General features: G+C 70.5%; 10 protein-coding genes. 9 read left to right on the top strand and 1 reads right to left on the bottom strand.

Annotated features, from left to right (window positions below; all coding sequences use genetic code 11):
- Positions 1-62 precede the first annotated feature (62 nt).
- From ftsW to ABZW32_RS11615, 9 genes are all read left to right on the top strand, one after another.
- Positions 63-1421 (top strand): putative lipid II flippase FtsW, encoded by a 1359-nt coding sequence (gene ftsW, locus ABZW32_RS11655; protein ID WP_356214321.1) that lies wholly within the window; start codon positions 63-65, stop codon positions 1419-1421.
- 6 nt (positions 1422-1427) lie between these two features.
- Positions 1428-2522 carry an undecaprenyldiphospho-muramoylpentapeptide beta-N-acetylglucosaminyltransferase gene (gene murG / locus ABZW32_RS11650; RefSeq protein WP_356214319.1) on the top strand — a complete coding sequence of 365 codons (1095 nt, stop codon included), beginning with the start codon at positions 1428-1430 and terminating at the stop codon, positions 2520-2522.
- Positions 2523-2711: 189 nt separating this feature from the next.
- On the top strand, positions 2712-3395 hold the full coding sequence (locus ABZW32_RS11645) for an FtsQ-type POTRA domain-containing protein (protein ID WP_356214369.1): 684 nt from the start codon (positions 2712-2714) through the stop codon (positions 3393-3395).
- A 278-nt stretch (positions 3396-3673) separates the two neighbouring features.
- On the top strand, positions 3674-4873 hold the full coding sequence (ftsZ, locus tag ABZW32_RS11640; protein WP_356214318.1) for a cell division protein FtsZ: 1200 nt from the start codon (positions 3674-3676) through the stop codon (positions 4871-4873).
- Complete coding sequence (gene pgeF, locus ABZW32_RS11635) at positions 4870-5619, top strand: peptidoglycan editing factor PgeF (RefSeq protein ID WP_356214316.1); 750 nt, start codon at positions 4870-4872, stop codon at positions 5617-5619. The genes ftsZ and pgeF overlap by 4 nt, the downstream gene beginning before the upstream one ends.
- A complete protein-coding gene (locus ABZW32_RS11630; protein WP_356214314.1) occupies positions 5606-6325 on the top strand; it encodes a YggS family pyridoxal phosphate-dependent enzyme in 720 nt (239 codons plus the stop codon). Before pgeF ends, ABZW32_RS11630 begins: the two co-directional genes overlap by 14 nt.
- A gap of 170 nt (positions 6326-6495) precedes the next feature.
- Positions 6496-7113: a cell division protein SepF gene (sepF, locus tag ABZW32_RS11625; RefSeq protein WP_266577714.1), complete on the top strand. Its 618-nt coding sequence runs from the start codon at positions 6496-6498 to the stop codon at positions 7111-7113.
- Between the two features lie 59 nt (positions 7114-7172).
- Positions 7173-7469, top strand: a complete 297-nt coding sequence (locus ABZW32_RS11620) for a YggT family protein (RefSeq protein ID WP_030155988.1) — start codon at positions 7173-7175, stop codon at positions 7467-7469.
- Positions 7470-7551: 82 nt separating this feature from the next.
- Complete coding sequence (locus ABZW32_RS11615) at positions 7552-8763, top strand: DivIVA domain-containing protein (protein WP_356214312.1); 1212 nt, start codon at positions 7552-7554, stop codon at positions 8761-8763.
- Positions 8764-9164: 401 nt separating this feature from the next.
- Here ABZW32_RS11615 and ileS read toward each other — a convergent pair whose 3' ends face one another.
- Positions 9165-12311, bottom strand: coding sequence for an isoleucine--tRNA ligase (gene ileS / locus ABZW32_RS11610; protein ID WP_356214310.1), 3147 nt, complete (start codon positions 12309-12311; stop codon positions 9165-9167).
- Positions 12312-12334 lie beyond the last annotated feature (23 nt).

Here is a 12334-nt window from a genome sequence, read left to right as displayed (position 1 = left end):
CGGGGCAGGGATCCTGCCCGACCCGGCTGCTCGCCTCGTACGAGTGGAGGGGAAGATCACAGATGCCGGCCAAGCAGATGCTGCCGGGGCGGCGGCCCGCCGCCGTGAAGGCGCAGGGCCGCAAACGCCCCGCGGTCACCGCACGGCGGCCCGCCCGGGGGCCGCTGCAGCGGCTGCGGCGCGCACAGCGGCAGTTGAGCAAGGCCTGGGACCGGCCACTCACGGCCTATTACCTGATCTTCGGCAGCTCGCTGCTCCTCACCGGGCTCGGCCTGGTGATGGTCTACTCGGCCTCCATGATCAAGGCCCTCCAGCTGGGCCTGGGGGACGCGTACTTCTTCAAGAAGCAGTTCCTGGCCGCCCTGATCGGTTCCGTCCTGCTCTTCGCCGCCTCCCGGATGCCGGTCAAGCTGCACCGGGCCCTGTCCTATCCGGTGCTCGCCGGCACCCTGTTCCTGATGGTCCTGGTCCAGGTCCCCGGGATAGGGGTCTCGATCAACGGCAACCAGAATTGGATCTCCCTTGGCGGTCCGTTCATGCTCCAGCCCAGTGAGTTCGGCAAACTCGCCCTGATCCTGTGGGGCGCCGACCTGCTGGCCCGCAAGGGGGACAAGGGGCTGCTGAGCCAGTGGAAGCACCTGTTGGTGCCGCTGGTCCCGGTGGCCTTCCTGCTGCTCGGGCTGATCATGCTGGGCGGGGACATGGGCACCGCGATGATCCTGGGCGCCGTCCTGTTCGGGCTGCTCTGGCTCGCCGGGGCGCCGACCCGGATGTTCGCGGCGGTCCTGCTCTTCGCGGGTGTGATCGTCGCACTGCTCATCAAGACCAGCCCGCACCGCATGGACCGGCTCGCCTGCCTGGGGGCGACGGATCCGGGCAAGAACGACCTTTGCTGGCAGGCCGTACACGGGATCTATGCCCTGGCATCCGGTGGATGGTTCGGTTCCGGCCTGGGGGCGAGTGTGGAAAAATGGGGGCAACTGCCCGAAGCCCACACCGACTTCATCTTTGCCATCACCGGTGAGGAACTGGGGCTGGCGGGGACGCTGTCGGTGCTCGCCCTGTTCGCGGCCCTAGGCTATGCGGGTATCCGCGTGGCCGGACGCACGGAGGACTCCTTCGTACGGTATGCCGCGGGAGGCGTCACCACGTGGATCACGGCCCAGGCCGTGATCAACATCGGTGCGGTGCTCGGCCTGCTGCCGATCGCCGGTGTGCCCCTCCCGCTGTTCTCCTACGGAGGGTCGGCCCTGCTGCCGACCATGTTCGCGGTCGGACTGCTCATCGCCTTCGCGCGGGAGGAGCCGGCGGCGCGAGCGGCGCTCGCGATGCGCCGGCCGAGGTTCGGCCGGCAGCGGAGCGGGCCGATATGGAAGTCGATGAGACGGCGCGTCAAGAGGCGTCCGTCCGGAGAGCGGTGAATTTCGGTGCATGTCGTACTCGCCGGTGGGGGGACCGCCGGCCACATCGAGCCGGCGCTCGCCCTCGCGGACGCCCTGCGCAGGCAGGACCCGACCGTGGGCATCACCGCCCTCGGTACCGAACGCGGTCTTGAAACGCGGCTGGTCCCGGAGCGGGGCTACGAGCTGGGACTGATCCCCGCCGTACCGCTGCCCCGCAAGCCCACGCCCGAGCTGATCACCGTCCCCGGGCGGCTGCGCGGCACCATCAAGGCCGCCGAGGAGATCCTGTCCCGGACCAAGGCGGACTGCGTCGTCGGCTTCGGCGGCTACGTGGCCCTGCCGGGCTACCTGGCCGCCAAGCGGCTCGGGGTGCCGATCATCGTCCACGAGGCCAACGCCCGGCCCGGACTGGCCAACAAGATCGGCTCCCGCTACGCGCACGCCGTCGCGGTGTCCACCCCGGACAGCAAGCTGCGCGGCGCCCGCTACGTGGGCATCCCGCTGCGCCGGTCCATCTCCACCCTCGACCGGGCCGCCGTCCGCCCCGAGGCGCGCGCCGCCTTCGGACTGGACCCCAACCTGCCGACGCTGCTGGTCTCCGGCGGCTCGCAGGGCGCCCGCCGCCTCAACGAGGTGATCCAGCAGGTCGCTCCGACCCTCCAGCGCTCCGGGATCCAGATCCTGCACGCGGTCGGCCCGAAGAACGAACTGCCGCGTGTCGACAACATGCCCGGGATGCCGCCGTACGTCCCGGTACCGTACGTGGACCGGATGGACCTCGCGTACGCCGCCGCCGACATGATGCTGTGCCGCGCGGGCGCGATGACCGTCGCCGAACTCTCCGCCGTCGGACTGCCGGCCGCCTACGTACCGCTGCCCATCGGCAACGGCGAACAGCGGCTCAACGCCCAGCCGGTGGTCAAGGCCGGCGGCGGCCTGCTCGTGGACGACGCGGAACTGACGCCCGACTGGGTGCTCGGCCAGGTCCTCCCGGTGCTGTCCGATCCGCACCGCCTGTACGAGATGTCCCGCGCCGCCGCCGAGTTCGGCCGCCGGGACGCCGACGAACTGCTCGTCGGCCTGGTCTACGAGGCGGTCGCGGCCAACAGGGCCCGCTGAGGCGGGAAGCCAGACCCAGGAGGCACAGGAGTGGCCGGAGCGACGACGGCACAGCGCGGTACGTCCGACCGGTCGGGCCGGGGCGGGAAAAAGCGCCCGGGTCCGTCCAAGCCGCCCAAGCCGCCCAAGTCGTCGAAGAGGCCGGGTCCCCGGGGACCCGGCGGCGCGCGAGCGCGCCGCGTCCCCGTCCTGGCCTCCCTCGCCGCCGCCGTGGTCCTCGCCGCGGGCGGCACCTGGGCGCTCTACGGCTCCTCCTGGCTCCGCGTCGAGAAGGTCACGGCCTCCGGCACCGAGGTGCTCACCCCCGAGCAGGTCCTCACGGCCGCGGCCGTGCCCGTCGGCGCGCCCCTCGTCAGCGTGGACACGGACGAGATCGCGAGCCGTCTGCGCCGGCGGCTGCCCCGCATCGATTCGGTCGACGTGGTGCGGGCCTGGCCGCACGGAATCGGGCTGAAAGTGACGGAACGCAAACCCGTCCTGCTCATCAAGAAGGAAGCGGAGTTCGTCGAAGTGGACGCGTCCGGTGTGCGATTCGACACGGTCGGACGCGCCCCCGCGGGTGTTCCGGTCCTGGAATTGACCGCGGAGCACTCGCCGAGCGCCCGCCGCTTCGACGAGCAGCGGCTCCTGCGCGAGGCGGTGGGGATCGCCGGAAGCCTCCCCGCCGCGATCGCGAAAGAGACTTTGCAGGTCAAGGTGCGGTCGTACGATTCGGTGCTGCTCCAGCTGACCAAGGGGCGCACGGTCGTGTGGGGGAGCGGCGAACTGGGTGAGGCGAAGGGCCGTGCGCTGACCGCTCTGCTGAAAGCCGCGCCCAAGGCCGACCACTTCGACGTGAGCGTACCCACCGCGCCTGCGGTGTCCGGGAGTTGACGTCCGGTCGAACAGCGAAGCACCCTGGTTGGCCACCGATACGGGTGATCACATAGGGTGAAAAGAAAAACGGGAGGTTCGGCGTGTTCGTTGAACCCGCGCTACTTGTCGACTTAGTGTCCTGTTCGGAAGAGTCCAGGGAACAGACACACTCCTAACCCTAAACTTCAGGGTTAGGGTTCGGGTCGGCGCGTACGAACCGTCCCAATTTCGGCATCAGTCGTCGCACCGCAGACCCGCGAAGCGGCGACACGTAATCGAGGCGAGAGGCCTTCGACGTGGCAGCACCGCAGAACTACCTCGCAGTCATCAAGGTCATCGGTGTCGGCGGCGGTGGTGTCAATGCCATCAACCGAATGATCGAGGTCGGTCTCAAGGGTGTCGAGTTCATCGCCATCAACACCGACGCCCAGGCGCTGTTGATGAGCGACGCCGACGTCAAGCTCGACGTCGGCCGTGAACTCACCCGAGGCCTCGGCGCCGGAGCCAACCCGGCCGTCGGCCGCAAGGCGGCAGAGGACCACCGTGAGGAGATCGAGGAGGTCCTCAAGGGGGCCGACATGGTCTTCGTCACCGCCGGTGAGGGCGGCGGCACCGGCACCGGCGGCGCACCCGTCGTGGCCAACATCGCGCGCTCGCTGGGCGCCCTGACGATCGGTGTGGTCACCCGGCCGTTCACCTTCGAGGGCCGGCGCCGCGCGAACCAGGCGGAGGACGGCATCGCCGAGCTCCGCGAAGAGGTCGACACCCTCATCGTCATCCCCAACGACCGCCTGCTGTCCATCTCGGACCGCCAGGTCAGCGTCCTGGACGCCTTCAAGTCGGCCGACCAGGTCCTGCTCTCCGGTGTCCAGGGCATCACCGACCTCATCACCACCCCGGGTCTGATCAACCTCGACTTCGCGGACGTCAAGTCCGTGATGTCCGAGGCGGGCTCCGCGCTGATGGGCATCGGCTCGGCCCGCGGCGACGACCGCGCGGTGGCCGCCGCCGAGATGGCGATCTCCTCGCCGCTGCTGGAGGCCTCCATCGACGGGGCGCGGGGCGTCCTGCTCTCCATCTCCGGCGGCTCGGACCTCGGTCTCTTCGAGATCAACGAGGCCGCGCAGCTGGTGAGCGAGGCCGCGCACCCCGAGGCGAACATCATCTTCGGTGCCGTCATCGACGACGCGCTCGGCGACGAGGTACGGGTCACCGTCATCGCGGCCGGGTTCGACGGCGGACAGCCCCCGGCCCGCCGGGACAACGTCATCGGCGCCGCGTCCACCAAGCGCGAGGAGCCGGCCCCCGCGCCGGTGCGCGCCCCGGAGCCGGTCCGCCCGGCCTTCGGCGGACTCGGCACGGTCACCCCGCGCGAGGAGCCCCCGGCTCCGGTGGAGATCCCCGTCGAGCCGATGCCCGCGCCGCAGGTGCCGACGGCCCGGCCGTACCAGGACAGCCCGGCCGAAGAGCTGGATGTTCCGGACTTCTTGAAGTGACACTGGGGCAGCATCACGAGAGCGGCGCCCACTTCGCCTTCACCGACCGGTGGGGCGGAGTGAGCGCCGTTCCGTACGAGGAGCTCAATCTCGGCGGCGCGGTCGGAGACGACCCGGCCGCCGTTCGCGCGAACCGGGCCGCCGTGGCGCGGGAGCTGGGCGTCGACCCGGACCTCGTCGTCTGGATGAACCAGGTGCACGGACGGGACGTCGCGGTGGTGGACGGCCCGTGGGCCGCCGGCGACGCGGTTCCGGCGGTGGACGCGGTGGTGACCGCGCGTCGGGGGCTCGCCCTGGCCGTGCTCACCGCCGACTGCACCCCGGTGCTGCTGGCCGACCCCGTCGCCGGGGTCGTCGGCGCCGCCCACGCCGGGCGGCCCGGCCTGGTGGCCGGAGTGGTGCCGGCCGCGGTCGAGGCGATGACGGCCCTGGGCGCGGACCCCGTGCGCATGGTCGCCCGTACCGGACCGGCCGTCTGCGGGCGGTGCTACGAAGTGCCCGCCGAGATGCGGGAGGCGGTCGCCGCCGCGGTTCCGGCCGCGTGGGCCGAGACCAGCTGGGGGACGCCGGCGGTGGACGTGGTCGCCGGGGTGCACGCGCAGCTGGCGGAGGCGGGGGTGGCGTACCGACACCGCAGCGCGGTCTGCACACTGGAGTCGCGGGACCACTTCTCGTACCGCCGCGACCGGGTGACCGGGCGGCTCGCCGGATATGTGTGGTTGGAACGGATTGATGACAGACCGTAAGTCGGAACTCGCGGAGAACCTCGCGCGGGTGGAGGAACGCATCGCGTCCGCCTGCGCGGCCGCGGGCCGGGGGCGGGACGAGGTGACCCTCATCGTGGTCACCAAGACGTATCCGGCGAGCGACGTACGACTGCTGGCGGAGCTGGGTGTCCGTCATGTTGCGGAAAACCGGGACCAGGACGCCGCGCCCAAGGCCGGGGCCTGCTCGGATCTGCCGTTGAACTGGCACTTCGTGGGTCAGTTGCAGACGAACAAAGTCCGTTCCGTGGCGGGATACGCGCATGTCGTGCAGTCGGTCGACCGGCCGAAGCTCGTCACGGCGCTGTCGGCGGCCGCGGAGGCGCAGGGGCGCGAACTCGGCTGTCTGGTGCAGATCGCGCTCGACGCGGAGTCGGGGGAGCGCGGCGCGCGCGGAGGCGCGGCGCCGGACCTCCTCCCGGAGTTGGCGGACCTCGTGGCCGCCGCCCCGGGGCTGCGGATCGACGGCCTGATGACCGTCGCCCCGCTGGCCGGCCCCTACGCGGGACGCGAACGGGCGGCCTTCGAGCGGCTGGTGGAATTGTCATCCGGCCTGCGCGCGGACCATCCGGCTGCCACGATGGTCTCGGCCGGAATGAGCGCCGACCTGGAACAGGCCGTGCTGGCGGGTGCGACACATGTACGCGTCGGCACTGCGGTACTCGGCGCGAGACCCCGGCTCGGGTAACGTCGCGAAGAAAGTCGGACCACAGCAGAAAATATGGTCATTTCCGCAGATGAGCGGACAGACCAAGTGGATCGCGGGCAGTTGGTGACTTTGGTGACACAGCTACTTTGCTGACGGACACAGCGACACCTGCGACAGGGCGATCCACCACAGAGCGGAGGACTCGGAGAATGGCCGGCGCGATGCGCAAGATGGCGGTCTACCTCGGCCTCGTGGAGGACGACCGGTACGACAACCCGGGGTACGACCCCGATGACGAGTTCGAGCCCGAGCCGGAGCCGGAGCGCGCGCGGGACCGGGATCGCCGACAGCAGCCCGTGCACCAATCGCCCGTAACGGACGAACCGGTACGAGCCGTACAGCCTCCGGCGCCGCGGGAACCCCTCCCAATTCCGTCAGAAAACGGACGTCCCGCGCGAATTGCCCCCGTGGCATCCATCACACCTGACCGCACCAACCTGGAGAAGAACGCCCCCGTGATCATGCCCAAGGTCGTCTCCGAGCGGGAGCCGTACCGCATCACGACGCTGCACCCCCGGACCTACAACGAGGCCCGTACCATCGGGGAACACTTCCGTGAGGGCACTCCGGTGATCATGAATCTCACGGAGATGGACGACACGGACGCGAAGCGTCTCGTCGACTTCGCCGCCGGCCTCGTCTTCGGTCTGCACGGCAGTATTGAACGCGTGACACAGAAGGTGTTCCTGCTGTCGCCTGCTAACGTCGATGTCACGGCGGAGGACAAGGCCCGCATCGCGGAGGGCGGGTTCTTCAACCAAAGCTAGACCGATCCGTCAGACACGGGACCGGGAACAGAGCGAGAACGGGGAGAGGGAAGCGCGGGATGGGCGTCGCACTGCAAGTGGTCTACATCGCGCTGATGTGCTTCCTCATCGTGCTGATCTTCCGACTGGTCATGGACTACGTGTTCCAGTTCGCACGTTCATGGACACCCGGCAAGGCGATGGTGGTCGTTCTGGAGGCCACCTACACTGTCACCGATCCACCGCTCAAGCTTCTCCGGCGTTTCATTCCGCCGTTGCGTCTCGGGGGCGTGGCACTCGACCTGTCCTTCTTCGTTCTGATGATCATCGTTTACATCCTCATCAGTTTCGTGAGCACCGCTGCGAGAAGCGTGTGAACGATGTGCTTCCCCGCGGGCGCGGGGACAGTCCCGATACGGTCTTGCCGACTGCCGACGACTACGTAGAGGTGAAGAAGACATGCCGCTGACCCCCGAGGACGTGCGGAACAAGCAGTTCACGACCGTCCGCCTCCGAGAAGGCTATGACGAGGACGAGGTCGATGCCTTCCTCGACGAGGTCGAGTCCGAACTGACGCGCCTGCTGCGCGAGAACGAGGACCTGCGCGCCAAGCTGGCCGCCGCGACGCGTGCCGCCGCGCAGAGCCAGCAGCAGCAGAACATGCGCAAGCCGGAGCCCCAGGACCAGCGAGGCCCGGGCGCCCCCGTGCCCGCGGCCATATCCGGCCCGCCGCAGCAGCAGCAGCCGCAGATGGGCCCGCCGCAGCTTCCCGGCGGCCAGCCGCAGCTGCCGCCCGGTCCCGGTGGGCACGGACCGCAGGGTCCGGGCCCGATGGGCGGCCCCATGCAGCAGCAGTCCATGGGTGGCCAGCACCCGATGGCGCCGCAGCAGCAGATGGGCCAGCCCCCCATGCAGCAGCAGTCCATGGGTGGCCAGAACCCGCTCGGCCAGCCGATGGGGCAGCAGATGCAGCCGATGGGGCAGCAGATGCAGCCCATGGGCCAGCCCATGCAGCAGATGCAGCAGCCGCCGCAGCTCCCGCAGCAGGGCCCCGGTGGCGACAGCGCCGCCCGTGTCCTGTCGCTCGCGCAGCAGACCGCCGACCAGGCGATCGCGGAGGCCCGCTCCGAGGCCAACAAGATCGTCGGCGAGGCCCGTTCGCGCGCCGAGGGCCTGGAGCGGGACGCCCGCGCCAAGGCCGACGCGCTGGAGCGGGACGCGCAGGAGAAGCACCGCGTCGCGATGGGCTCCCTGGAGTCCGCCCGCGCCACGCTGGAGCGCAAGGTCGAGGACCTGCGGGGCTTCGAGCGCGAGTACCGGACGCGTCTGAAGTCCTACCTGGAGTCGCAGCTGCGCCAGCTGGAGACCCAGGCCGACGACTCCCTGGCCCCGCCGCGCAACCCGGCCGGTCCGGCGCTGCCGCCGTCGCCTTCGCCGTCGATGGCTCCGGCCGGTGCCATGGGTCACTCGATGGGCAACCCCTCCATGGGTGCTCCGGCCCCCATGGGCGGTCCCTCCCCGATGGGTGGTGGCCCGTCCTACGGCGGCCAGCAGCAGATGTCCCCGGCGATGACGCAGCCGATGGCTCCGGTGCGGCCGGCCGCGCCGCAGCCGATGCAGCAGGCGCCGTCTCCCATGCGGGGCTTCCTGATCGACGAGGACGACAACTAGGCGCCGCCGCTCGTCGTCGGCAGTCTTACGGGCCGGGCCCGGGTTCCCATCGGAACCCGGGCCCGGCCCGTTTCCGTACCCCGGCGGGCGGCCCGCCGCTGCCGCTGCCGCTGCGCGGGGCCTGCCCCTCCCCGCCCTTCCACCGTTCCCGCCTCAGTCGCCGGCGCGGCTGAAAGACCCTGGGGCTCCGCCCCAGACCCCGCGCCTCAAACGCCGGCGGGGCTGGATTTCCGCCTGGCGGAGGCTGGATTGCCCGCAGGGCAATTCCAGCCCCGCCAGCGATTGAGGCGCGGGCGCGGAGCGCCGTGTTGTGAGGCGCGCCCAGAGATCGGGACGGGTGCCGGAAAGCGAAACGGCCCGCACCCCCCCGGAGGGAAGGGTGCGGGCCGTCGGCCCGGGGCTTACGCCTTGCGGAGGCGGAACGTCAGGGACAGGGACTCGTCCGTGAACGGCTCGCCGTACGCCGCGTCCGCCTCGCCGGAGGCGAAGTCCGTGGCGAGGACCTCGTCCGCGATCAGGGCCGCGTGGTCCGTCAGGGCCGTGACGACCTCCGGCTCCGTGGCGGACCACCGCAGGGCGATGCGGTCCGCAACGTCGAGGCCGGAGTTCTTGCGGGCCTCCTGGATCAGGCGGATCGCGTCACGGGCGAGGCCCGCCAGCTTCAGCTCCGGCGTGATCTCCAGGTCCAGGGCGACCGTCGCGCCGGAGTCGGAGGCCACCGACCAGCCCTCGCGCGGGGTCTCCGTGATGATGACCTCCTCCGGGGTGAGGGAGACGGACTCCCCGTTCACCTCGACCTCGGCGGAGCCGGACCGCAGGGCCAGCGACAGCGCCGCAGCGTCGGCCGCGGCCACCGCCTTGGCCACGTCCTGCACGCCCTTGCCGAAGCGCTTGCCCAGCGCCCGGAAGTTCGCCTTGGCCGTGGTGTCCACCAGGGACCCGCCGACCTCCGAGAGGGAGGCCAGGGAGGAGACGTTCAGCTCCTCCGTGATCTGGGCCTGGAGCTCGGGGGACAGCGCGTCGAAGCCCACCGCGCCGACCAGCGCCCGCGACAGGGGCTGGCGGGTCTTGACGCCCGACTCGGCGCGCGTGGCGCGGCCCAGCTCCACCAGTCGGCGGACCAGCAGCATCTGCTGGGACAGGACCGGGTCGATCGCGGTGGCGTCCGCGACCGGCCAGGTGGACAGGTGCACCGACTCCGGGGCCTCCGGGGTGACCGGGACGATCATGTCCTGCCAGACCCGCTCCGTGATGAAGGGGGTCAGCGGGGCCATCAGGCGGGTGACCGTCTCGACGACCTCGTGCAGGGTGCGCAGGGCACCCTTGTCGCCCTGCCAGAAGAGGCGGCGCGAGCGGCGCACGTACCAGTTCGAGAGGTCGTCGACGAAGGCGGAGAGGAGCTTGCCGGCGCGCTGGGTGTCGTAGGACTCCATCGCCGCGGTCACCTCGGTGACCAGGGTGTGGAGCTCGGAGAGCAGCCAGCGGTCCAGGACCGTGCGGTCCGCCGGGGCCGGGTCGGCCGCCGAGGGGGCCCAGCCGGAGGTACGGGCGTACAGCGCCTGGAAGGCGACCGTGTTCCAGTACGTGAGGAGGGTCTTGCGGACGACCTCCTGGATCGTGCCGTGGCCGACGCGCCGCGCCGCCCACGGGGAGCCGCCGGCCGCCATGAACCAGCGCACCGCGTCGGCGCCGTGCTGGTCCATCAGCGGGATCGGCTGGAGGATGTTGCCCAGGTGCTTGGACATCTTGCGGCCGTCCTCGGCGAGGATGTGGCCCAGGCAGACCACGTTCTCGTAGGAGGACTTGTCGAAGACGAGGGTGCCGACCGCCATCAGCGTGTAGAACCAGCCGCGGGTCTGGTCGATGGCCTCCGAGATGAACTGCGCCGGGTAGCGCTTCTCGAAGATCTCCTTGTTCTTGTACGGGTAGCCCCACTGCGCGAACGGCATCGAGCCCGAGTCGTACCAGGCGTCGATGACCTCGGGGACGCGGACGGCCTCCAGGGAGCAGCCCTCGGCCGTGCAGGTGAAGGTGACGTCGTCGATGTACGGGCGGTGCGGGTCCAGGGCCGAGTGGTCCTGCCCGGACAGCTCGCTCAGCTCCGCGCGCGAGCCGACGCAGGTGAGGTGGTTCTCCTCGCAGCGCCAGATCGGCAGCGGGGTGCCCCAGTAGCGGTTGCGGGACAGCGCCCAGTCGATGTTGTTGTTCAGCCAGTCGCCGAAGCGGCCCTGCTTGACCGAGTCCGGGAACCAGTTCGTCTTCTCGTTCTCCCGCAGCATCGCGTCCTTGACGGCGGTGGTGCGGACGTACCAGGACGGCTGGGCGTAGTAGAGCAGGGCCGTGTGGCAGCGCCAGCAGTGCGGGTAGCTGTGCTCGTAGGCGATGTGCTTGAAGAGCAGACCGCGCGCGTCGAGGTCGGCGGTGAGCTTCTCGTCGGCCTTCTTGAAGAAGACGCCGCCGACCAGCGGGACCTCCTCCTCGAAGGTGCCGTCGGGGCGGACCGGGTTCACGACGGGCAGGCCGTACGCGCGGCAGACCGCGAGGTCGTCGGCGCCGAAGGCGGGGGACTGGTGGACCAGACCCGTGCCGTCCTCGGTCGTGACGTACTCGGCGTTCACGACGTAGTGGGCCTCGGCCGGGAACTCGACCAGGTCGAAGGGGCGCTGGTACGTCCAGCGCTCCATCTCCTTGCCCGTGAAGGTCTCGCCGGTGGCCTCCCAGCCCTCGCCGAGGGACTTCTCCAGCAGCGGCTGGGCGACGACCAGCTTCTCCTCGCCGTTGGTGGCGACGACGTACGTGACCTCGGGGTGGGCGGCGACGGCCGTGTTGGACACCAGGGTCCACGGGGTCGTCGTCCAGACCAGCAGGGCCGCCTCGCCCGCGAGCGGGCCGGAGGTCAGCGGGAAGCGGACGTAGACCGAGGGGTCCACGACCGTCTCGTAGCCCTGCGCCAGCTCGTGGTCGGAGAGGCCGGTGCCGCAGCGCGGGCACCAGGGGGCGACGCGGTGGTCCTGGGTGAGCAGGCCCTTGTTGAAGATCTCCTTCAGCGACCACCACACGGACTCGACGTACTCGGGGTCCATGGTCCGGTAGGCGTCGTCCAGGTCGACCCAGTAGCCCATGCGGGTCGTGAGCTCGGCGAACGCGTCGGTGTGGCGGGTCACGGACTCGCGGCACTTGGCGTTGAACTCGGCGATGCCGTACGCCTCGATGTCCTGCTTGCCGTTGAAGCCCAGTTCCTTCTCGACGGCGAGCTCGACGGGCAGGCCGTGACAGTCCCAGCCGGCCTTGCGGGCCACGTGGTAGCCGCGCATGGTGCGGAACCGGGGGAAGACGTCCTTGAAGACGCGGGCCTCGATGTGGTGCGCGCCGGGCATGCCGTTCGCGGTGGGCGGGCCCTCGTAGAAGACCCACTCGGGGCGTCCCTCGGACTGCTCCAGGGTCTTGGCGAAGGTCTTGCTCTCGCGCCAGAAGTCGAGGACCGCGTGCTCAAGGGCAGGCAGGTCGACCTGGGCGGGTACCGGGCGGTACTGCGGCGGTGTGGTCATGAGGCTGAACTCTTCCTCCGGCG

Source organism: Streptomyces sp. NPDC004667 (assembly GCF_040609475.1).
Classification (GTDB): Bacteria; Actinomycetota; Actinomycetes; order Streptomycetales; family Streptomycetaceae; genus Streptomyces.
Note: the sequence above shows the minus strand (reverse complement) of the source record. Positions and strands in the feature narration are given on the sequence as shown.